We start from the raw sequence: 21,264 nt of genomic DNA, 5'->3' as shown, positions 1-21,264 counted from the left end.
GGGGGAATATGTCATGTTGTTGACCAGTGTCATCCTGGTGCTGCGGGAAGTGCTGGAAGCGGCACTTCTGCTCAGTATCCTGCTCGCCATGAGCCACTATCTCGGCCTGCGCACGCGCTGGATTTTAATGGCCCTTGCAGGGGGGATTCTCGGCTCCATCGCCTACGGTGCGGGTATCGGCATTGTGTCGCAAACCTTTGATGGAATGGGGCAGGAGCTGCTGAACGCAGCGATGCAATTTGCGATCTACGGGCTATTGCTGCTGGTGGGTATTTTACTCATCTGGAACAGTGCGGGCCGGCAGCAGTATCTGTTGCTCCTGCAATGGAGCATGGTGCTCGCAGTGGCGCTGGCAACACTGCGCGAGGGATCGGAAGTTTATGTATACCTGATTGCCTTTCGTCACCAGACCGACCTGCTGCAAAGTGTACTCCTGGGAGCGCTGATTGGTGCGGGTATCGGTTTCAGTATCGGAGCACTGTTCTATTACCTGCTGTTGGGACTGCCGCGCAGGCGTCGCCTGATCTTTGCACTGGTGTTGCTCAGCCTTATTGGTGCGGGTCTGTGTTTGCAGGCGGTCCAGTTGCTTGAGCAGGCCGACTGGCTGCCGGCGCAAGCGCCGCTTTGGGACAGCTCGACACTGCTGTCGGAAAATTCACTACTGGGCCAGCTGTTGTACGCTTTGCTTGGCTATGAAGCCACGCCGACATTGATGGCGGTGATCGCCTATATTTTGGGACTCTCGTTGATGACCGCACTTTTAGGTTGGGCCTGGATCAAGTCGCGTGCGGTGCCCTATGAGTATGCGCAGGGGTTAAGTGAATGAAGCTGCGAAGGCTATGTTTTGTGGCGTTAATGTCGCCGAGCCTGCCGGTACTGGCCGACGGCAAGTTGGTTGACCGGGTTTACGACCCCTATGTAGAGCCTCTGGAAACGGAACTGGAATGGCGCGCTGTGCGCACCCGGGATACCGATGAGCTGGAGCTTAACGGATTGTGGCAGCATCATTTCAGTGTCGGTTACGGCTTTTCCGAGCACTGGTTTGGTGAAGTCTATGCCATCGGCGAAAAGAAGCCGGAATCGGATTTTGAGATCGAGGCGGCGGAGCTCGAGGCCAAGTGGCAGCTTACAGAGCAGGGCGAATACGCGGCAGACTGGGGCATGCTGTTTGAGTTGGAGCGCAAGTTTGCGGAAAACCAGTGGGAAGCAGCGGCGACGGTGATTGCGGCGAAAGAGTGGGGGCGCTGGACCGGTACCGCCAACTTCGCGGTTGAATACGAGTGGGGGCGTGAGGACGAGGAGTTCGAAACCGAGTTGCGCGCCCAGGCGCGCTATCGCTACACCTCTCGGTTTGAACCGGCACTGGAGCTCTATGCGGCAGAGGATTTACTGGGTATTGGCCCCGTCGCGGTGGGTAGCTGGGCGTTGGAGGAGGGGCGTAAAGTGCGCTGGGAAGTGGGCCTGATCATGGGGCTTACCGATGAGAGTCCAGACCAGTCCCTGCGATTGCTATTGGAATATGAATTTTTCTGAACTCTGAAGAAGGCACCGGTGGCAAAGAACCACCGGTGCTCACGAATTGATGTTGCTGGTTCGATATCAGTTTGTTGGCAGATTCTGCAGGCTGGCTTTGAGCTCACGCAGTTTTTCCTTTACCCGCGCTGCATTGTCCGGCCCGATACGAATCATCAATTTGTGCAGGCCCGGCATTTTCTCCAGTTTTTCATCTTCAAATTTGTAGTACACCGTCGGGCGCACCAGTTTGATCGGGCCCTCGATTTCCGGTGCTGCCAGCGCCTGGTCGATGGCGGCAAGTACCGCGGCGTGGAAGTTCTTGTTTTTAAGCCCCAGTTCGCCGTAGGCCTGTTTCAGGCGCGGGTACCAGAATTGGTAGAGGTTGACCGCGGTGTCGGTATCGACCATGGCGAACAGTCGTACCGGCTGGTCGTAGCGCTGGTAGTTTTCCTGGGAGAGTACATACACCTTCTGGCCGTCGCTGCGGGTTTCCAGGTCTTTGACGGCGATACCGCCCTTTAAATTTTCAAAGGGGCGGTTCTTGTGCATCAGGTCGCCTTTGGTGGCGGTGTTGACCGCCGCAACCCATTTACGCACCACTTCATCGGGCACTATCCACTGCGCCAGAGCACCGTCTGAAGATAAAGAGATGATGTCTTTACGGGCTTCGCTGTCGCTGTCGTTGAGGGCGGGCAGTGCGCGCGGGGGTTCTACCGGCGACGCGGGTTCGGGAGCCGGCGCAATTTCCGGCTCGGAAGGTTGCTCCAGGTCGACGCCACTATCGGTTTCTGGCGCCGGCTCGACCACGGGCGCGGGGATCTCGGGCTTGGGGGCTTCCCGCACGGCGAACCAGTAGATGCCAAATATTACCGCGGCTGCGACGAGCAGCGCGATCAACCAATCCTTAACTCCGCCCATTTGCCTTCTCCTCCCGTTGATCCGACGGTCTAAAAATCCGTCTGTCTGAAAATCAGTGTAATCCACTGACTGTGAAGTCTACGACAGTATCAGTTGGCGAAGGTTTCGGATACAGCGCTTTCGCCGCGGGGTGAAAGCGCTGGGTCGGGCAGGATGACTTAATCGGTGAGTTTCAGCACCTGCCCGGAGAGCGCGGCCAGTTCCAGCCGGACGCTGGCATTCAGGTCGTCACCAACCACCAGCTCGGCGGTGCCCGCCTGCAACTGGTTTGTAAGGACGTACTTACCGGGGCTCAGCTGCCACTGTGCAATCAAGTCAGCGGGAAGCCTGAGCGTAACGGGGTTGTTACTGGTTCCAAAGTTGGCGGTCACCAACAGGCGCTCCGGGCCATTCCAGCGGGCGAAGCTGAAAAGTTTGTCGCTGTAGTGATCGCCCTGAGTGCGGTTGTAGTGGTGCAGGTCGCGATACTCGCCGGTAAGCGCACTGCTGTGGCGGGTGAAGGTCAGCAGTTTGCCGTAAAAGTCCCGCAGGGATTGTTCGGACTCACTGAGCTTTTCGCTATTGAACTGGCCATCGTTATTCCAGCGGCGAATGCTGGGCACTGACCAGTAGTCGAAGATGGTCGTGCGGCTGGCTTTGCCGAAGCCCGCATCGCCGGCGCCGGGTTCACCGAGTTCCTGGCCGAAGTAAACCAGGGTCGGCGCACCGCTGATGGTAGCGGAAACAACCATGGCAGGAATGCCGGCGCGTGGGTTACCGGCAAACTCGGGGCTGCTGATACGCTGCTCGTCGTGGTTTTCCATAAAGCGCAGCATATTGTCTTCAATACCGCGCAGGCTTTCCTGGATCTCCACCAGTGGATCGGTGCCGGCCTTGCCCTCCATTGCCGCGCGAATGGCGTCGTAGGTGCCTACCTTGTCGTAGAGATAGTCCATCTTGCCGAGATGGATGTAATCCCGGTAGAGATCTGGCTGGTAGATTTCCGCCAGCAGCAGGGCGTCGGGTTTCTGCATTTTGATGGAGGAGTTGAGGTAACTCCAGAACGCCACCGGCACCATGCCAGACATGTCGTAGCGGAAGCCGTCCACACCGAAGGTCAGCCAGTAATCGGTGATTTCGCGGAATTTTTCCCAGCTGCTGGGGACGTCTTTGTCCGCCCAGAAAGCCGCGTGTGCGCGGTAGTCTTTCTGCGCATAGTCCGCAGGTAGTTCGGCGAAGTCATGGCTGCCGTCCGGGCGCACGCCGAAGTTGATTTTAACCGTCTCGTACCAGTCGCCCTGAGCGGGTTGGGGGGCGCGGCTGCCATTGCCGGTCCACTTGGCCGGGACTTCGGAAAATTTACCGTCGACCAATTCGTGGGATTCGCCGTTCAACGGCTGGTAACCATCGTCCGCCACTGGAACCTGGAAGGGTTCGCCGGGAACGTAATAGAAGTTGTTGTCGCGGGCGTAAGCCACACTGGTGTCGTCGTCCGCGCCGAAATCGCGTACGCCTTCGGGTTTGTCGAGGGAGTGGTAATTGCGCGCGACGTGGTTGGGTACTATGTCGATGATGACCTTGAGACCTGCGTCGTGGGAGCGCTGGATCAGCGCCTTGAATTCGTCCAGGCGCTGCGCCGGGTTGTCGGCGAGATCCGGGTTCACCGAGTAGTAGTCCTTGATCGCGTAGGGGGAGCCTGCGCGGCCCTTGACCACGTCCGGATCGTCATTGGCAATGCCGAAGGCGGTGTAGTCGCGTACCACCGCATGGTGCAGTGAACCGGTATACCAGATGTAGTCTGCACCGAGCGCGCGAATCTCCGACAGGGCCTTGGGGGTGAAGTCGCTGAACTTGCCCACGCCATTTTCTTCGATGGTGCCCCAGGGCTTGTTGGTGGCATTGGTGTTGCCGAACAGGCGTGGAAGCACCTGATAGATGACCGGCTTGCCATTACTGGCGCTGGCATTCGCCTGCGCCTCACTGGCTTCCGCGGTTTCCGCATGCTGGTCGCAAGCGGTCAGTGTGCTCGCGGCAATGGTCGATGCCAGAAGTAGCTGAATAAACTTGTTCATAATCTTTCTATTTATAAATCGTCGTTAAAGGTTGACCGAAAGCGCCTGGCTCTGTTCAGACCAGTTGAATTTCACATGCAGGGTTTTCGCGCGCTTGTCGTACCAGGCAGTGTTGTCGGCGAGCTGCTTCTCACGGTCCACCAGGCGAATCTGTTGATCGCCGGCGTGGATGCCTGAAGGCGCTTGCTGCCAGTTGTGTACGACCAGCTCCACGCTGCGGTTCTGCGGTGCGCCGGTGTAACCCTCGCCCTCTTGATTGAAACGGAATGCGATCCCGGACTCGGTACGTTCGCCGGCAAACAGCAGTTTCTGGTACTCGCCTTTGGCGAAGGCATTGGCGGTGACGCCATCGTCCTCGTAGACGTAACCGGAGGACTGCTTGGCGGACTCATGGGCGTAGTAGTCCAGGCGCAGGCTCGCGCTGGAGTATTCGCGGGTGCTTTTCATGTCCGCAACGGTGGGGATAAAGGCACCGGCGCGCACCAGTACCGGAATGGTTTCCAGATCCACGTCCACCCTGGCCAGGTCGCCGCCATACTGGTTGTCGTTCCAGTAATCAAACCAGACACCGCCGGGCAGCTGCACCGCAACTTCGTCGATATCTTCCTCGGTAACCGGTGCCACCAGGAAATCGTTGCCCCACAGGTAGGCATTCTTGTTGTCCATCAGCGCCAGGTCGTTTTCATTTTCAAAAAACAGCGGGCGCATCAGCGGCAGGCCGGTCTGGCTGTTTTCAAACGCCAGCGTGTAGTTGTAGGGCAGCAGGCGGTAGCGGAGTTTGATGAACTCGCGGGTGATGTTGCGGGTCTTGCGGTCGTGGAATACCGGCTCGGGCGCGATATGTTCCTGCGCGTGGGGGCGGTAAACCGGCTGGAAAACGCCGTACTGCAGCCAGCGGATATAGAGTTCGCGATCGAATTTCTCACCGCCGGCAAAACCACCGAGATCCGAGTGGGTGTAACCGAAGCCCAGCAGGCCCATTTGCAGGGAGAGCTCCACCTGCGGTTGCAGGCCACCCCATTCCCGCGATACGTCACCGGTCCAGGGAATCATGCCGAAACGTTGGGAGCCGGGAAATCCGGAGCGCATCATGATGAAAGGCCGCTCGTCCGGGTTTGCCGCTTTTTCGTTGTCGAACAGCATCTGCGCCCAGCGGTGACCATAGGCGTTGTGGATTTCATCCGCCATGCCGACCGCGTGCACGGTATCTGAGGGGTGCACTTCCGGTTCGCCAAGATCGCCCCACCAGCCGGCAACGCCCTGTTCTTTCAGGTCTTTGTAGATATTCCAGAACCAGTCGCGGCCGTCTTCGGAGAAAACGTCGATCAGGCCTGTGTTGCCAAAGTAGAAATCAAATTGCTTGGATTTTCCGGTCAGGTCTTTGGCCAGCGCATTGCTGGCGACCGCATCGCTCCAGCGCTCAGAGGTGGAGAGTACAAACGGCTCAGTGACCAGGATGGTGTTGATACCGTCTTCGCGAAGATCCGACATCATCTCCACCGGCGACGGGAAGGCATTTTTGTCCCAGGCCAGGTTGCCCATGTGGCCCTGGATATCCGGGCCGAACCAGTAAAGATCCAGTACCAGCGCATCCAGCGGGAAATCTTCCTCGCGGAATTTTTTTACCACATCGCGCACTTCCTGTTCGCTGCGGTAGCCGAAGCGCGAGGCAAAATTACCCAGGGCCCAGCGCGGTGGCATCGGCTGGCGACCGGTGACATCCACATAGTGCTCGATCAGTTGTGGATAAGTCTCGCCGGCAACCACGATATAGCCGGTGCGCCCGGCCACGGCTTCGAATTGCATGACGCTGTCTTCGCTGGCACCGAGGTCCATGGTGCCGGTGGCACTGTTGTCGAACAGCAGAATGTATTTGTTGCTGCTCATGACCGCCGGCAGGCTGAAATACATCTGCTCGGATTCGGTGGTGTAGCCGTAGTGGGCTTTGTTATACAGCGGCAGGCGATGGCCGCGGCGATCCATCCCCAGCACTCGCTGGCCGCCGCCAATCAGCTTCTCCTCTTCGCTGAGCTTGAAGCGGAAGCCGCGCATGGTCTGGTTGGCGAAGAAGCCGTGTTCTTCACTGAGGAGCGGTTTGTCATTGCGCAGATATTCGATGTGAAAGGGCGACTTGTGGATAACCGCGGTCAGTTCACCCAGTGAATAGCGCAGCGCCTGCTCGGAAACACTCAGCTGTGCCTGTACGTCGGCTTTCAGTTGATTTGAGCGGGCAAAAGAGGGCAGCTGTTTGAGCCCGTCACGCTGGTAGTGAACTTCCAGCGCAGCGCTGTTCAGTGGCGAGAGGGTCACCTGGCTATCGCTGGTTTCGATCACCAGCTTATTATCGAGCAGCTGGTGGCTTTGATAGCTACGCGGTGATTCCGCGATCGCTGACTGCACGGCGCCGGCGATCAGGGCGGGTACCAGTGTTGCCAGCCCGAGTTTGCGGAACAGCCTTGTAGGCTTATTACTTTTTAGTACTTTCATCGTCGCTTTCTTTCTTTTAAGTCGTTTGCTTTTAACTGGAATAATTAAAGAACTTCGGCAACCAGCACATCGCTGGGCGCAATGACCAGTTCGGTCAGCGGTTTGGCTTTATCTGTGGTGATATCGATCGCGGTGGATTTGTCGCCGAGCATTTCCGCCAGATGTGCCAGCGGTAACTCCCGGGGTTTATCGCTCTTGTTGATCGCCACCATCACCGTGTCTTTTTCGTCGTAGCGGAAGTACACATAGAGGCCGTCGATGGGCGCAAAATGCTTGAGATTGCCGCTGTGGATAACGTCTTTGTCTTTGCGCCAGTTGAACAGGGTGCGCACAAATCGCTGTGCTTCTTTTTGCGCCTGGCTCAGGTTTTTTCCGGTAAAGGCATTGATTCGGTCACCTGCCCAGCCGCCGGGGAAATCACTGCGCACCACGCCGTCATCCCGCTGCTTGGGACTTTTTGCCAGGATTTCATCGCCGTAATAAAACTGGGGTATTCCGCGCATGGTGGCGAGGTAGGCGACGGCCATGCGGAACTTGCCCGGGTCTTCATCCAGCTGGCTGTACAGGCGGCTGGTGTCGTGGTTGCCGCCGAAGATGACCAGATTGTTCGGGTCGGGATAGAGCACATCGTTGGCCAGGGATTCGTACAGGGAAACCAGGCCGGTGCTCCAGCTTTCCGGCTTTTCCAGTCCTTCGCGCAGGCCGTAATGCAAGGGGAAGTCCATCATGCTTGGCACGTGGGAGACGTAGCCGTTGCGGTTTTTGTTACCCGCCTGCCAGTAAGCCACCAGTGCCGGTTGTCGGGTCCACTCCTCGCCGACGATGTTGAAGTTGGGGTATTCGCGCATCATCCGCGCGGACCACTGGGTAAGAAAATCCGCATCGGAATAGGCATAGGTGTCCACGCGAATACCCGAGAGGTCGGCGTATTCCACCCACCAGACCGCGTTCTGGATCAGGTAGTTGGCCATGCGCGGATTGCGCTGATTGGGGTCCGGCATGGAATCCACAAACCAGCCGTCGGTAAACAGCTGGTGGTCCTTGTGGCTGGCATAGGGATCCATATGCACGGTACGCGCGTGGTTGGTGTATTCGTATTCGCCTTTTTCGAGCCCCTGGCCGTTTAGCCAGTCATCGCCCGGCAGGTCCTTGAGCCACCAGTGCCCGTCGCCGATATGGTTCGGCACCATGTCCTGGATTACGCCGATGCCTTTTTCCTTCGCCGCTGCCACAAATGCGCGGAAGCTTTCATTGCTGCCGTAACGGGGGTCGATGCGGTAGTAATCGGTGGCGGAGTAGCCGTGGTAGGAGTATTCCGGCTGGTTGTTTTCGATCAGTGGGTTGGGCCAGATCTGGGTGAAGCCCATTTCCGCGATGTAATCGAGGTGGGCCTGGATGCCGGCGATATCGCCGCCGTGGCGACCGCCGGGATTCTTGCGGTCCGGGCCTTCCAGCATATCCGCGGTGCGGTCATTGGCTGTGTCGCCGTTGGCGAAGCGGTCCGGGGTGATCAGGTAAATGGTGTCGCTGCTGTCGAAGCCCTGGCGCTCGGCAGAGCCGGCACGGCGCTGCTTGAGTGTGTACTCCACGGTCACCCGGGTATCGCCGCTGCGCAGTTCGATGGGCAGGGTGCCGGGCCTGGCGCCATCGCTGATGGCGAGGTTGATAAACAGGTAGTTGGGATTCTGCTCCTGCTCGGTGCCGGTCACGGTCACTCCCGGGTAGTCCAGGCTGACCACAGCACTCGCAATATCCTCCCCATGCAGCATCAGCTGCAGATTGGGCTCCGCCATCTGTGTCCACCAGAAGGGCGGCTCCACACGGTCGACCGCGGGTTGCTCTGTGGCGCTGCAGCCCATAGTGAGTGCCATCAGCGCTGGCAACAGCAGACCTGGTAGCAGGACTGGGGGGTGGCGGGGTGTATCCATCATCATCGCGGTCACCTGTTATTTGGGGCTGGGCAAAGTATCCCGGCGAACCTTTCGCACTTTTTTTCACCATTGTGCCCACACTTCGGCCCCCTGTTATCCCCCTCCCTCCGGGGGGAGCTGTACCTCCCCTCAAATCCACTGGCCTGGCGCGCGGTTCCTCCACGCCCCGTGCGGGGAGGAGGTATCGGCCAGCCAGATGGCCACTATGTACAGGAGCCCGAATCGGCACGGATCTGCAGTAGAAAGTTCGCCGGGCACACCTCAGAGAAAAATAATCAACCGAGATGATGAACATGAATAAGAGCTACCTGGCCCTGGCGGCACTGCTGCTGGGTGCGAGTTCTATGGCGCAGGCGGAATGGTTCCTGCGCGGTACCCACAACAACTGGCAAGCGGACCAGATGACCGATGTCGGCAGCAACACCATGGTTGCTGAAGATGTGGTGTTCACCGCGGCGGGCCAGTTCAAGATCGACCGCTGGGGCGACTGGAGCGAGAACTACGGTACCAACCAGCAGCAGAACGGCCCGGACATCGCCGTCGCCGCCGGCACCTGGGATATCGAGTTCTACACCGACACCAAGGACTACAGCATCCAGCCCGCGGGTGCACCTGATGCGGATAACGACGGCGTACCCGACAGTCAGGATCAGTGTGCGGATACCCCCGCCGGCGCTCAGGTCGATGCCAACGGTTGTGAAGTTGTGGTCACCCTGCAGTTGCACCTCCGCGGTACCCACAATGGCTGGGTAGCCGGTGATCTGCTGAGCGATATTGGCGGCGGCCTGTACAGCGCTTGCCGCAATTTCGTCGGTGGCGACGGTGGCGGTGGCCCGCGCTTTAAAATTGACCCCAACGGCGGCTGGGGTGGCGACGAGTTCCCGGTAGCCGATGTAGTGGCAAGCGGCTGGACGGAAGTCGTGGTTAACGGCAACAGCCTGAGCGTGGCCAGCGTGACCACGGACATGGCCGTTAACTGCGGTACCGGCGGAGCCGACTCGGACGGCGATGGTGTACTGGATGGTGCAGATCAATGCCCCAACACACCCGCCGGTGCGCAAGTGGACGCAAACGGCTGTGAAGTCATTGCCGACACTGATGACGACGGGGTGCCAGACTCCACCGATCAGTGTCCAAATACGCCTGCCGGTGCGACTGTTGACGCGAACGGTTGTGAAATCCTGCCGGGCTTATCCCTGCACCTGCGCGGCACCCACAACGGCTGGGTAGCGGGCGACCTGCTGACCCGTGTTGCCGGGACCGATAATTACGAAGCCTGCCGCAACTTCACTGCCGGTGACGGCAACGGCGGCCCGCGCTTCAAGATCGACCCCGATGGTGGTTGGGGCGGCGACGAATTCCCGGTGGAAGATGTCTCGGCCAGTGGTTGGACCAAAGTCGTTGTCGACGGTGACAACAGCGCCGTGATGAGCGTGACCACCAACCTTGGCGAAAACTGCGGTGCCGCTCCCCAGGACAGTGATGGCGACGGCGTACCCGACGGTACTGACCAGTGCCCGAATACCCCGGCGGGCGCTACCGTGGATGCCAATGGCTGTGAAGTTGTACAGCCGGTGCTGAGTGATTTCCGCAACCGCAGCATGTATTTCGTGTTCGTGGACCGCTTTGCCAACGGCGATACCAGCAACGACAACGGCAACAACGCAGCCGCTACCTCCAGCACAAAATCTGCCGGCGGTCTGTCCGAGTGGAAGAAATACTGGGGCGGCGACATCCAGGGGCTGATCGACAAGCTCGACTACCTGGAGGCCCTCGGCGTAACCGCCATCTGGGTCACCCCGCTGAACGATAACATCGACAATTCAGGTTCGGATGGTGCTTACCATGGCTACTGGGGTCGCGACTTTTATGAGGTTGACGAGCACCTGGGTGACTGGGCGCTGGTGGATCAGCTGGACGCTGAGATGGAAGCCCGCGGCATGAAGCTGGTGCTGGATATCGCTCTCAACCACTCCAACCAGGACGACCAGTTCGAGTTCGGCGCACTCTACAAAGAGGGCACCTTCATTACCGATGTGAATCAGGACAACGGTACCTGGTACCACCACAACGGAGCCATCTCCGATTGTGGTGACAGCGACCCTTCCACCACCTGTGGGAACGAGTGGGATGACCCCTGGGCATTCCGCAACAAAACCCTGTTCAACCTCACCGATTTCAACCACGGGGTAAACAGCAACAGCGCTGCCGACCAGTACCTGATCGATGCCGCGATCAAATGGATGAGCCACGGGGTGGATGCGTTCCGTATCGATGCCATCAAGCACATAGAGCCAAACTTTATTAACCGCTTCAGCCAGGCGGTGCGCGCGGTCGATCCGGATGTATATATCTTCGGTGAATGGTACGGCGCCGGTGCCGGTGAGAGTCTGTCGATGACCTTCCTCAATGAAGACCGCGGCTCCGAGCTGTTGGACTTCCAGCTGCGCAATAACATCGAAGCGGCCATTGCCGGTGATATCACCATGACCCAGCTGAACACGCACATCGTGTCCCGCGCGGGTGCGATGGGCAATCGCGAAAGCTGGCAGCCCATCTTCCTCGACAACCACGATGCGACCCGTACCAGCGTGTTCCTGCAAACTACCGGTCCCGTGGACAACGGCCGTAGCGGTAAAGGCTTCACCAAGTCTCTTGCCGATGCGCGTCAGAACCTGGGTATGGCACTGGTCATGACCCTGCCGGGTATTCCTACTATTTACTACGGCAGTGAGCAGAACAGCACCTGGTTCACCGCCAACGGCGACGGTCAGGTCGGCCACGACCCGTTCAACCGCGAAGGTATGCCATCCTTCAGCGAAACCACGCAGGCCTTCCAGCTGATCAGCGCGCTGGCCAACCTGCGCGCCGTAAGCCCGGCTTTGGCTTCTGGTAGTTACAGTGAGCGCTGGGTCAATCAGGACGTTCTGGTGTTCGAACGTGTCCAGGGCAGCGACGTGGTAATGGTTGCAGTCAACCGCGGCGGCAACACCTCGATCAACGTGAGCAGCCTGGCGCTGGCGGATGGGCAATACAGCAGTCTGGTGGGCAGCGACACAGTGAGTGTCAGCGGAGGCTCCGCGGTATTGAACCTGGATGCCAACGAGGTCATCGTGCTGCACTAGGTGAGCACAGAGAGAGATTAAATAGCGTTGTAATAAAACCCCGGGCCAGCCCCGGGGTTTTATTTTCTGGAGAAACTAATCGGGAGCTTTCTATGGCGCTTCTGCTGATATTGCCCGCACCATGATGTCGACCATCTGTCCCTTGTAAGCCTGACGCCTCACCAGCGTCCAGCCTAGCGTCTCGTAGTAGCTGCGGCTTTCCGGCGTAAACAGGTAGAGCTGCTTTACCGCGTTTGCTCGGCAGAACTGGGTCAGGTGTTTTATCAGCTGTTTGCCGACACCGCGCTGGCGGTAGTCGGGATGAACAAACAGGTTCGCCAGCCAGGGCGTCCAGGGCTCGTCGATCTCCATATCGCGTTCGAGCAGGCTGATGGATCCGATGAGCACGTCATTTTCCCTGGCCACGAAGGTCGAGGGCACCGGTATCGCAGCGGTCGACGCGCGGAGATCGGCGATGAAATCTGCGAGGGATTCTTCCGGGTACAGCTGCTGCCACTCGTCGTAGTGCCAGCGCGCCAGTGTCTCGATTGCTTGTGGGACCTGTGCAAGATCGACGATATCCATGGATTGGTTACTGCTTGTGATAAGCACTTTAAGTGCATGGGGTTTTCGAAAGTAAGTATTTGGCAGGCAAAAAAAAGCCTCCCGAAGGGGAGGCTTTGTAGTATGCCGTGTTGATTAGAATTCCGCACTTGCGCGCAGGTACCAGAAGCCACCATTGAAACCAAACGGCGACGTCAGCGATTGACGAACACCCAGGAACTGCAGGGTGGGATCGGCTTCATCATCCGGCTGAACATCAAAAATATTCTCACCGCCGAGGGAGATCTTGTAGTTCTCCTTGAGGGTGATCGTGGTTTCGATGTCTACCAGAATTTCACCACCGTAAGACGAGGCATCGGAAGCGTCACCCGGGCCAAACAGGCCAAACGTGCTCTCCCATCCGCTGTAGCGGTTGAAGCGCAGGTAGCCGTTGAACAGGTCACCGCTGTCGTAATCGAACGTCAGGGTGGTGCGGTCACTGGGAACCTGGTTTTCCAGGTCGAACACGCGGGACTGGTTGATGGTGTTGGGGGCAACCTTGCTGACTTCCTGCTGGTTGTGGTTGTGGCGCAGGTCCACCACCAGCAAGCCGCCGGCGACGTCAAAATCGCTGGTTACCGCCAGGTCGATACCCGATACATCGGAGTCGAAGGCGTTGACAAAATAGTTGGCATTACTGCCTTCCAGCAGTGCGGCATTGGTAACACCGGCGCCGTCCAACAGGGCCACTTCAGCCGCACCGATGGTGTTGTTGCGCAGTGCCAGGCGGTCTTCGATTTCGATGTTGTAATAATCGATGGTGACGCTGGTGTTGTCCAGCGGGCTCCACACAGCACCCAGGGTAAAGCTGGTGGATTCCTCCGGGGTCAGTTCCTTGGCGCCGAGCGCCATGGCCACCGGGTGATTGACCGGGTAGGTGCCGTTCGGGATCAGGTTACCTGCGGAGTCCGAGGTAGTGGTCACGTTCAGGGTGTTCACCTGGCCCGGGGTCGGAGCGCGGAAGCCGGTATTGGCGGTACCGCGCAGGGCAAAGTTTTCGGTGAAGTCGTAACGGGCGGACAGCTTCCAGTTTAAGGTGGAGCCAAACTCCTCGAAGTTCTCGAACCGCAGGGCGGAACCCAGCAGCAGCTTGTCGGTCACATCCGCTTCCAGATCCACATAGGCGGCGGTGCTCACACTGCTGTATTCACCTGCGGCTTCTACCGGGAAGCCCTGGAAACCGTCGGAGCCCACGCCGAAGACGGCAGCGGTGGGGCCTACGGCAATGGAGGCTTCATCGCCGGCACCGATCTTGTAGGTCTCGTCCCGCCACTCCATACCGAACGCCAGGTTCATGGGGGTGGCGAAGGCGGCCACATCGATGGGCTTGACGAAGTCCGCATTCACACTGGTTTCGGACTGGGTCAGGGTACCCGGGTTAAAGGTGGTGGGAGAGTTGATACCCAGGCTCGGGTTGATGGAGTTTTCCAGTACATAGGAGACTTCATTCTCGGCGCTGCGTGCGCGCAGGTCCCAGCTGATACCGTTGGCCCACTCGCCGCGTGCTCCAGCCACCACCGAGAGATCGGTGATATCGGCACCGAACGCCGGGTTGTAACCACCGGGGAACTGGCTGTAGATGGGGTTGCGCAGTACAAAACCGCTGTCACTGGTGCTGTCGGCCACCAGGTAGTCGGACGGGTTCAGGCCCTGGGCAATGATGTCGTCCACCAGCGACTGGGGCGCTGCGTCGGGCATGAAATCCCCGTCCGCGTCTTTTTGTAGCGTCTCGCGGGCCGCGAACTCGGCGGACGGATCCAGCACCGGGCCACGGTAGAAGAAGTCGGATATGGTCTCGTTTTTCGAGTAACCCAGATTGCCGTACAGCTCGGTGGTGTCATTCAGGGAGTAGCCGGTATTGAGGAAAAACTTGGTGGCGGTCACTTCCGGGTCGCCCCAGCGCTGGCCGAGGCCATCCAGGGGTACATTTTCCTCGCCCACGATAGTGCCCACAAACTCGGCGTCCGGACGCGCGGCACCGCGCCAGGTTTTATCGGCGGTGGAGTGTTCAATGGTGGCGTTCACAAAGCCCTGCTCGCCCAGCGCAAAACCGCCGTTGGCGGCGAGTGTGGTGCGCTGTCCGTCGCCCTCAAAGTACTCGCCGGTCTGCGCAGACAGGCCGAAACCTTCGGCGTCGTCTTTCAGGATCACGTTTACCACGCCGGCAATGGCGTCGGAACCATACTGGGCGGAAGCACCATCACGCAGTACTTCCACCCGCTCAATGGCCATGGATGGCAGTGCGGCAAAGTCCACGGCCTGAGCGCCCTGGTTGGTGGTGCCGAGCGGTGCCAGCTGCAGGTTCACCAGCGCGGAGCGGTGGCGGCGGGTGCCGTTCACCAGCACCAGGGTCTGGTCGGGAGAGAGATTGCGCAGGGTCACCGGACGGATAAACGCGGTGCCATCGGCAATGGGGAAGCGCTGGGTGTTGAAAGAAGGGGCCACTTTGGCCAGGGATTCGGTCAGGTCGAAACTGCCCTGATCGGAAAACTTGTTACCACCCAGTACGTCGACCGGGGAGAGGGTTTCGGTGGGCAGAACCCCTTCCTTGCGGGTACCGGTGGTGATGACTTCTTCCATCACGCCGTGATCAGTCGCCGCCTTCTCTTCGGCGGCCTGTTGGGAAAATGCCAGCGATGCAGGCAGTGCGGCTGCAGCAGCGACCGCCAGGGTCAGTGCCTTGATTCGGAACTCTCGCATAATCATCGGTCCTATTATTTTTATGATATCGGGATCGATAGCTCGCTTTTTTCGTTACGACGAAAAGCTATCGTGACCCGATCACCGTTATTGTTTTTTAACTAAAGCCGCACCAGAGTAGGGCAATTGCAAGGCTGCATCAATAAAGGATGCACAAAATGAAAAATACGCCAAAAAATGCATAGGCCTTTGCGGAAAGCGTTAGATATATTTCGCACATTAAGTGCAGGCAAGATAAATATCCGCGAGGGAAGGCGGTTTGGCTGTTGCCCAGTTCCGACAGATGAAAAAAATTTCGCGCCGCTTTCAGGGAGTCGTTAAAACTCAGCGTCGATGTCGGGTCGAAAATTGAAGTAGGAGACCTCTACCAGCGATTTGTAGACCCCGGCAATATTTAGCGGCAGCCACTCATCGTACATTGGCAGGTCGGCATATTCGGGAAGTTTTATTTCTGACTGGAGTGCCTTTAAGGACTTACCTGCCAGCATGCCATCGCGGACGGCAGCGTAGAGTGCTTCGAGGTAAGCCAGGTAGCGCGCGACATCCTTGCGGCTCCCGGTTTCTGCGTGACCGCCAATAAACAGGTCAAATGGTTCAGCAGACAGGACCTCGCGTGTCGAGTGGATCATGCCGTGGATGTCATACCCCAGCAGATCTCTATAAGGCATTCGTCCAATAACAATCCAGTCGACCACATACAGCACATTGGCCGGCATAAACCGCATGCTGACCGAGCCGCGCCCGTTATTTGGTCCGTGATAGCGCAGTTCCACCCGACTGTCGCCCAGTGCAATATCCAGTGTGTCGCGAAAAGTAATGTTGGGTAAGGCAGTGGGAGCCCTGGTCCATTTCAGGTCTTCCGCGGCATATTCATGTGCCACTATGTCTGCGCCATCCTGTGCCAGGATCTGCCCACCGAGCGTATGGTCCACATGGTTGTGGCTGTAGGCGATATAGCGGATTGGTAGATCGAAGCGTTTGGCCAATTGCTTCTGCAGATACGTCGCCGCCGCATCACTGATGGGGTCAGTAACAATGATCCCTTCCCCGGTTACCATGAATACCGAGTGGTAATGCCCCGCGCTGAAACGGTAGACATTGTCCTTCATGTGTTCGATTTTGTACGCGCTCTTTTCCTCGGCACCCGCACTCGGGAAGTGCAGTAGCAGAATGGAAAAGACTAGGGCAAAAAGCGCTTTGATTGACTTGGCCATGATTCTCGCATTCAGGGGCGTTTGGGCTTCCCCGTATTCATAGCATATCTATCCCTATTGCGGAGTGGAGCTTCCTCTATTCGTGTTCTTTAATTCAATGGCCTGTAAAAAAGCACGCGGTTTTTCGAGCGTGCACAAGGTTTTCTCGTCGGGAAGGCAGCTCGCATCGGCGTGCTGCAATAACTCCGGAACCGGATCGCAGAAAAGAATATCCAGAGAAAGGCGATCCTTTCCGTAAATACCGCGGTGAATCATGTTGGCGCTGAACGCCAGGAGGTCACCGGCATTCAATGGAATGGTTACTCCGCTAGCTAGAGGCTCGTAGTTCCGATGACCGTTGCGCTCCAGCCGCACATCCAGTTCTTCCTGGCTATCCCAGCGCTTGTGGGTTCCGGGCACCAGTTCCAGCCCCGGTTCATCCACAAGTGGAATGCGGAAGTGCATGGCATTGGGACCGTGCAGTGCCTGTTGCTGATCTGTAATCGATAAATCATATTGCGAGTCCCGGTGCCAGTAGTTTTTCTGCGCGGCATTTACCGGATTAAAGAACAGCTGCGTGTTCATAAAGCTCGCCCCGTCGCCCATGATCCCGGTCACGATTTCCATCAATTTGGCAGAGCCAATAAACTGGAACAGCGTAGTTCGGTCGATCTCATCGAGGTGTTTACGACCGGTGAGATAGGCTGAGTTGATTGCCCTTGTCGTGTAGAACTCGGCGTTTTCCTGCTTCCAGGATTGGTGGAATTTCTCGATCACGTTTCGAAGTGGTGTAAGTTCAGTGCCATTGAGGAAGTTTCTACAATAAACGTACCCGTTATTGGCGTAGGGATTTTTCATCGAGAATCCTTAGGGGATAAGCTGTAGAAAAGCGCAGTCATTCCTTATTAAAGCTTCAGTATCGCCAACGGCATCGGAAAAGTATCCTATCGTCGGATATTCTGGCGAGCTCTTAGGCTGCGTTGAGGTTATCCCGGGATACTGGGGACTTGTATACGCGGCTACCTGTGCTGATCAATCAGGATCGGATTGCCATCAGGATCTTCAATAACAATACTGCCCGGACCTGAATCGCCCGTTGCGTCATCGTTGACAATCTTGATACCACGCTGCACCAGCGCCTCGCGCAGTTCGCGTACGTCCGTGAAGGTGTCGGTATTCTGTGCGGACTGATCCCAGCCGGGGTTGAAGGTGAGCATGTTCTTGTCAAACATCCCCTGAAATAGACCAATGATATGGTCACCGTTCTTCAGGATCGTCCAACCCTGACCACAGTCGCCCCCCAGAGATTCAAATCCCAGGCTCTCGTAAAATTTCTTGGAGGCTTCGATATCCTTAACCGTGAGGCTGATTGAAAAAGCGCCTAAGTCCATAATCCGCTCCTGGGTCTAACTATTTTTCTTGTTAAATAATCTTGATGATCTTTAACTACTGATTGACATTGGTGGTTCACCAGATTTCGCGATGCTTAATCGCCACCGCAGCCGCCTCCACAGCCTCCATCGGAGCCGGATGATCCGCCTGCACACCCGCCACTGCAGCCCGACCCGCACCCGATATGGCCCGCGCAATAATCGTTGCAGCCTCGGCGGGTACAGTCCAATGCGTAATTGAATCCATCCGGTATCTCCAGGTGGGCGTCGATCGCGAATAGCAGTGGCAGCTTGTGTGCAGCTTTGGGTTTGATGTTTTCCCGGTAGCAGGAAATTCGCCAGGCTCGCTTGATACCGGATTGCGCAAGGGTAGGCGATTTCATGGCTTCTGCGGGAGTATGGTGCAGGAAGCGTCCCAGCGCTTTGTTGCAGAAGTGTTCATATTTTCTGGTAAAGAGAATGAACTCATGCCAGGCAACATCCACAACCTGTGATGGCATGGCTACCATCCGGTTGCCGGCGATATTGCAAACGTGAAAATACTCCCTGAGACCTTTCAGTACACGCCGGGCGTCTGATTCACTCAAGTGCGGATATTTGTCGATAATTTTTGTGGTAATGGTGTTGGGAAACTGGAAGGCGTCGATCAGTTTGGCACGCTTGGCGGCAAGAGAGTTCTGATAACCCCGATACAGTGTGTAAGTCAGGATGGTGATGAAAATGGCGGGTAAAATGATCTGCATAGTTTTTGATTCTTGATATGTTCTTCGTATTTTTTAGAGATCTATATCAAAATCCGGGCCGCTCTTATTGGAGGCTAAGCGGCCTAACCCCCGCAACAGGGATGCAATCAGTCGGAAAGGCAGTTCGACGATGAGCTCTGCGATATCCAGCCAGACAGAATCACTCTCTTTCTCCTTTTTCGGCCAAGTATAGTAAGCCAATAAGTAGAAGACGATTGTGCCTGCCAGAACAGTCAGACTAAATCCCTGAGCGAAAAGATCAAATACCAGGTAGATGCTGGTACTCAGGAAAAAGACGGATAGCAGTTGTCGAATTTCAAGCATTGTTCTTCATCCTTGATGGCTTGAGTCAGGCGAGGTCTGGCGGTAAGTCAGCCAGTATTGGCTTGTTCTATTTGTGTTCTGCTTCCGATTCCACTACCGGCAGATCGCTCGTTTGCTGCTCCAGTTTCGCACGTTCGGCCTTGGATATGTAGCGCGGTTTGCCTTTGGGGTTGAGCTTGTCGTTTGCCTTCTTGGCCTTCTTTTTCAGAATCTGGTTGACTTTCTTTCTGCGGTTCATGATCAGCTCAACAAAATAAGTGGTGTGTGTCAGCGGTATCCGGTCATTTTAACGTCACCGGCACAGTGAACCAACGTGTGCTACATTGCGCGCGTTATCCACACCTGCTGTCCCTACAATCCGCCCGGTAACCCGTAAGCCCTACAGCCCATAAGTGAGCCCCGCATGAAGCCCTGGATCGAACTCGGTAGTGCCCAGATTCCCAATAATGGCGGCACCCTCACGCTACGCCAGCGTGATCAGGAGTTCTCCATCTCCCTGTCCGGCCCTCGCGGTGAGCTGATGAACAGTCGTCGGTTTCACAGCGAGCAACAGCTGTCGATTCTGGGCTGTGCGCACTTAAAGAATCGTGAAAAAGCCCGGGTGCTTGTCGGTGGTATGGGGATGGGCTACACACTGGCCGCGGCGCTCGAAGCTGTGCCCGCCAGTGCGGACGTTATCGTCGCCGACCTGATCCCGGAGGTGGTGGAGTGGAACCGCGGGCCCCTGGGCGATTGTGCTGGCCGGCCACTGGACGACGGTCGTGTGACGGTGTATATCGGCGATGTGGGTGAATTGCTGGTAAACCCCAAAGAACAATACGACGCGGTACTGCTGGATGTAGACAACGGCCCCGAGGGGCTGACCCACAGCGACAACAACTGGCTCTACTCGGTGGAGGGCACCAGCTGTATCTACAAGAGTCTTAAACCGGGTGGTGTACTGGCCGTGTGGTCGGCATCACCGGATGCGGTGTACGCGAGCAGGCTGAAGAAGGTGGGCTTTCGGGTGGAGGTGAAAACCGTGCGCGAGAGGCCCGGTAAGGGTGCCCGGCATGCGATCTTTCTGGCAAAGAAACCTGCCGGTAAGCGTGGCGGTTAGCGGCCTTGACCGCCAACCGCAAGTCTCTCCGGTCACTCAATGCGCTGCCAAACCTCGTACTCTACGCGCTCACCATCTTTCCAGCGTTCGTTATACCAGAGCGATTCCTCGATTCTGGTAGTGAACGCAAAGGTTGTCCCGGCTGGCTCCCCGAAGGAGTTGTAGCGTAACGTTTCGATATATTGGCCTTCGCTCAGTTCGTAGCTGCCAGTACCGGACGCCCAAAATACGTCGCCCTTCATTGAAGTAAAGCTGAAGTGCGAATCCGAAATCACTTTTAATGCTTTTAAGTCCAGGTCTTTGTAATTGACCAGCTTGCCGCTGCCGTCGACATAATTGCCGGAAACCAGCTCCCAGACACCGGTAAGGTCCTTGGAAAACGACAGTGAACTAAACAGCGAAAAAATAACAGATAGAATAAATCGTTTCATGGTGCTCCCTGCGGGTAAACGCTAACCTGCGAAAAATACTGTTCGCAAATTTAAAGACTCAGGGTTTCGCTTTGGCCCTAGAGTGATTGGCCACCACCGCGGCGCCGGTCGAACCTACTACAGCGCCGGCGAATATCTTCACCAGATCGATATAGCCAGATACATCCGGCACCGGCTCTCCCTCTTCGGTCGCGATGGAGATACCGAAAGCGATGCAGCCAAAGACAATTGCAAGCAGGGCAGAAATCAGGGTGACTGCGGATAATTGGGAGAGAATGTTCTCCCGCCAGGAATGCTGCTTCGGGTCCGGAAAGCGCATGCCCGGGGCATACTCCTTCGCCGCCTCTGACAGTGCTGCGGCCTTGGTGAGCTCGTTATTGGTATCAAGCAGTAGTTCTTTTGCCCGTGCGACAATCTTTTCGCGAATCTCAAAGAGGTGGTCGTCCAGCCAGAGGTCATCCTCCAGCTTCGCATCCATTTGTTTCGCCAAACTTAGTGTTTCAGTCATTTTTCTGATATTCCTTCTGGTTTATTGTTTGTATTTTCTTCCATGACGATCTCATTTTGATCAATCATTTCTTGGTGTCTTCGCATCTGGGTCAAAGACGTTTGTTGAGCATTATTTATGCTCGGGGAAAATAATTGAGTCTTTGATTCGATCTGCTGAATTTCGCTGGATATTGCTCGTTTTTCTCTGTTTTTTATCTTGTTTCACGATTTCTCAGTAGGCTCAGATTCGACGTTGTACTCGCGCCCAGTATTGTTACACCTTTT

The 21,264-nt window shown here is 56.9% G+C and carries 18 protein-coding genes; 4 read left to right on the top strand and 14 right to left on the bottom strand.

The annotated features are described in order from the left end of the window. Positions 1–13: 13 nt before the first annotated feature. Together GRX76_RS18650 and GRX76_RS18645 are read left to right on the top strand one after the other, a co-directional pair. Positions 14–826, top strand: a complete 813-nt coding sequence (locus GRX76_RS18650; protein ID WP_160154662.1) for an FTR1 family protein — start codon at positions 14–16, stop codon at positions 824–826. Continuing rightward, positions 823–1,533: a hypothetical protein gene (locus tag GRX76_RS18645; RefSeq protein ID WP_160154661.1), complete on the top strand. Its 711-nt coding sequence runs from the start codon at positions 823–825 to the stop codon at positions 1,531–1,533. Before GRX76_RS18650 ends, GRX76_RS18645 begins: the two co-directional genes overlap by 4 nt. A 66-nt stretch (positions 1,534–1,599) precedes the next feature. Here GRX76_RS18645 and GRX76_RS18640 read toward each other — a convergent pair whose 3' ends face one another. From GRX76_RS18640 to GRX76_RS18625, 4 genes are all read right to left on the bottom strand, one after another. Beyond that, positions 1,600–2,433, bottom strand: a complete 834-nt coding sequence (locus GRX76_RS18640) for a DUF3014 domain-containing protein (protein ID WP_160154660.1) — start codon at positions 2,431–2,433, stop codon at positions 1,600–1,602. A gap of 158 nt (positions 2,434–2,591) precedes the next feature. Continuing rightward, a complete protein-coding gene (locus tag GRX76_RS18635; RefSeq protein ID WP_160154659.1) occupies positions 2,592–4,484 on the bottom strand; it encodes an alpha-amylase family glycosyl hydrolase in 1,893 nt (630 codons plus the stop codon). Positions 4,485–4,508: 24 nt separating this feature from the next. After that, positions 4,509–6,971, bottom strand: coding sequence for a TIM-barrel domain-containing protein (locus GRX76_RS18630; protein WP_160154658.1), 2,463 nt, complete (start codon positions 6,969–6,971; stop codon positions 4,509–4,511). A 44-nt stretch (positions 6,972–7,015) separates the two neighbouring features. Beyond that, positions 7,016–8,905, bottom strand: a complete 1,890-nt coding sequence (locus GRX76_RS18625) for a glycoside hydrolase family 13 protein (RefSeq protein WP_160154657.1) — start codon at positions 8,903–8,905, stop codon at positions 7,016–7,018. A gap of 284 nt (positions 8,906–9,189) precedes the next feature. On the opposite strand from GRX76_RS18625, the gene GRX76_RS19445 reads away from it, so the two are divergent. After that, a complete protein-coding gene (locus GRX76_RS19445; RefSeq protein WP_160155063.1) occupies positions 9,190–12,027 on the top strand; it encodes an alpha-amylase family glycosyl hydrolase in 2,838 nt (945 codons plus the stop codon). A 90-nt stretch (positions 12,028–12,117) separates the two neighbouring features. Here GRX76_RS19445 and GRX76_RS18615 read toward each other — a convergent pair whose 3' ends face one another. From GRX76_RS18615 to GRX76_RS18580, 8 genes are all read right to left on the bottom strand, one after another. Continuing rightward, the gene (locus GRX76_RS18615; protein ID WP_160154656.1) at positions 12,118–12,618 is read right to left on the bottom strand and encodes a GNAT family N-acetyltransferase; all 501 of its coding nucleotides are present in this window, start codon (positions 12,616–12,618) and stop codon (positions 12,118–12,120) included. A gap of 87 nt (positions 12,619–12,705) precedes the next feature. Beyond that, the gene (locus GRX76_RS18610) at positions 12,706–15,309 is read right to left on the bottom strand and encodes a TonB-dependent siderophore receptor (protein WP_160154655.1); all 2,604 of its coding nucleotides are present in this window, start codon (positions 15,307–15,309) and stop codon (positions 12,706–12,708) included. A gap of 317 nt (positions 15,310–15,626) precedes the next feature. Then, entirely contained in the window at positions 15,627–16,523 is an 897-nt protein-coding gene (locus GRX76_RS18605) for an MBL fold metallo-hydrolase (protein ID WP_160154654.1), read from the bottom strand. A 54-nt stretch (positions 16,524–16,577) separates the two neighbouring features. Further along, positions 16,578–17,360, bottom strand: a complete 783-nt coding sequence (locus tag GRX76_RS18600) for a phytanoyl-CoA dioxygenase family protein (RefSeq protein WP_160154653.1) — start codon at positions 17,358–17,360, stop codon at positions 16,578–16,580. 161 nt (positions 17,361–17,521) lie between these two features. Beyond that, on the bottom strand, positions 17,522–17,893 hold the full coding sequence (locus GRX76_RS18595) for a VOC family protein (RefSeq protein ID WP_160154652.1): 372 nt from the start codon (positions 17,891–17,893) through the stop codon (positions 17,522–17,524). A gap of 95 nt (positions 17,894–17,988) precedes the next feature. Further along, the gene (locus GRX76_RS18590) at positions 17,989–18,636 is read right to left on the bottom strand and encodes a hypothetical protein (protein WP_160154651.1); all 648 of its coding nucleotides are present in this window, start codon (positions 18,634–18,636) and stop codon (positions 17,989–17,991) included. A 33-nt stretch (positions 18,637–18,669) separates the two neighbouring features. Beyond that, the gene (locus GRX76_RS18585; RefSeq protein WP_160154650.1) at positions 18,670–18,960 is read right to left on the bottom strand and encodes a hypothetical protein; all 291 of its coding nucleotides are present in this window, start codon (positions 18,958–18,960) and stop codon (positions 18,670–18,672) included. A gap of 67 nt (positions 18,961–19,027) precedes the next feature. Beyond that, a complete protein-coding gene (locus tag GRX76_RS18580; RefSeq protein ID WP_160154649.1) occupies positions 19,028–19,198 on the bottom strand; it encodes a DUF2986 domain-containing protein in 171 nt (56 codons plus the stop codon). A gap of 165 nt (positions 19,199–19,363) precedes the next feature. On the opposite strand from GRX76_RS18580, the gene GRX76_RS18575 reads away from it, so the two are divergent. Continuing rightward, on the top strand, positions 19,364–20,059 hold the full coding sequence (locus GRX76_RS18575) for an MnmC family methyltransferase (protein WP_160154648.1): 696 nt from the start codon (positions 19,364–19,366) through the stop codon (positions 20,057–20,059). Between the two features lie 32 nt (positions 20,060–20,091). Here the strand turns inward: GRX76_RS18575 and GRX76_RS18570 are convergent, their stop codons facing one another. Beyond that, positions 20,092–20,490 (bottom strand): hypothetical protein, encoded by a 399-nt coding sequence (locus GRX76_RS18570; RefSeq protein WP_160154647.1) that lies wholly within the window; start codon positions 20,488–20,490, stop codon positions 20,092–20,094. Between the two features lie 58 nt (positions 20,491–20,548). After that, on the bottom strand, positions 20,549–20,998 hold the full coding sequence (locus GRX76_RS18565; protein ID WP_160154646.1) for a hypothetical protein: 450 nt from the start codon (positions 20,996–20,998) through the stop codon (positions 20,549–20,551). Positions 20,999–21,264 lie beyond the last annotated feature (266 nt).

Source organism: Microbulbifer sp. ALW1 (genome assembly GCF_009903625.1).
GTDB lineage: Bacteria > Pseudomonadota > Gammaproteobacteria > Pseudomonadales > Cellvibrionaceae > Microbulbifer.
Note: the sequence above shows the minus strand (reverse complement) of the source record. Positions and strands in the feature narration are given on the sequence as shown.

Bases quoted from the DNA above. Each gene is read 5' to 3' on its own strand.
- GRX76_RS18570 (WP_160154647.1), bottom strand. From the start codon at position 20,490: ATGAAACGATTTATTCTATCTGTTATTTTTTCGCTGTTTAGTTCACTG.
- GRX76_RS19445 (WP_160155063.1), top strand. From the start codon at position 9,190: ATGAACATGAATAAGAGCTACCTGGCCCTGGCGGCACTGCTGCTGGGT.
- GRX76_RS18575 (WP_160154648.1), top strand. From the start codon at position 19,364: ATGAAGCCCTGGATCGAACTCGGTAGTGCCCAGATTCCCAATAATGGC.
- GRX76_RS18605 (WP_160154654.1), bottom strand. From the start codon at position 16,523: ATGGCCAAGTCAATCAAAGCGCTTTTTGCCCTAGTCTTTTCCATTCTG.
- GRX76_RS18600 (WP_160154653.1), bottom strand. From the start codon at position 17,360: ATGAAAAATCCCTACGCCAATAACGGGTACGTTTATTGTAGAAACTTC.
- GRX76_RS18585 (WP_160154650.1), bottom strand. From the start codon at position 18,960: ATGCTTGAAATTCGACAACTGCTATCCGTCTTTTTCCTGAGTACCAGC.
- GRX76_RS18635 (WP_160154659.1), bottom strand. From the start codon at position 4,484: ATGAACAAGTTTATTCAGCTACTTCTGGCATCGACCATTGCCGCGAGC.
- GRX76_RS18580 (WP_160154649.1), bottom strand. From the start codon at position 19,198: ATGAACCGCAGAAAGAAAGTCAACCAGATTCTGAAAAAGAAGGCCAAG.
- GRX76_RS18565 (WP_160154646.1), bottom strand. From the start codon at position 20,998: ATGACTGAAACACTAAGTTTGGCGAAACAAATGGATGCGAAGCTGGAG.
- GRX76_RS18610 (WP_160154655.1), bottom strand. From the start codon at position 15,309: ATGCGAGAGTTCCGAATCAAGGCACTGACCCTGGCGGTCGCTGCTGCA.
- GRX76_RS18595 (WP_160154652.1), bottom strand. From the start codon at position 17,893: ATGGACTTAGGCGCTTTTTCAATCAGCCTCACGGTTAAGGATATCGAA.
- GRX76_RS18650 (WP_160154662.1), top strand. From the start codon at position 14: ATGTTGTTGACCAGTGTCATCCTGGTGCTGCGGGAAGTGCTGGAAGCG.
- GRX76_RS18625 (WP_160154657.1), bottom strand. From the start codon at position 8,905: ATGATGATGGATACACCCCGCCACCCCCCAGTCCTGCTACCAGGTCTG.
- GRX76_RS18645 (WP_160154661.1), top strand. From the start codon at position 823: ATGAAGCTGCGAAGGCTATGTTTTGTGGCGTTAATGTCGCCGAGCCTG.
- GRX76_RS18640 (WP_160154660.1), bottom strand. From the start codon at position 2,433: ATGGGCGGAGTTAAGGATTGGTTGATCGCGCTGCTCGTCGCAGCCGCG.
- GRX76_RS18590 (WP_160154651.1), bottom strand. From the start codon at position 18,636: ATGCAGATCATTTTACCCGCCATTTTCATCACCATCCTGACTTACACA.
- GRX76_RS18630 (WP_160154658.1), bottom strand. From the start codon at position 6,971: ATGAAAGTACTAAAAAGTAATAAGCCTACAAGGCTGTTCCGCAAACTC.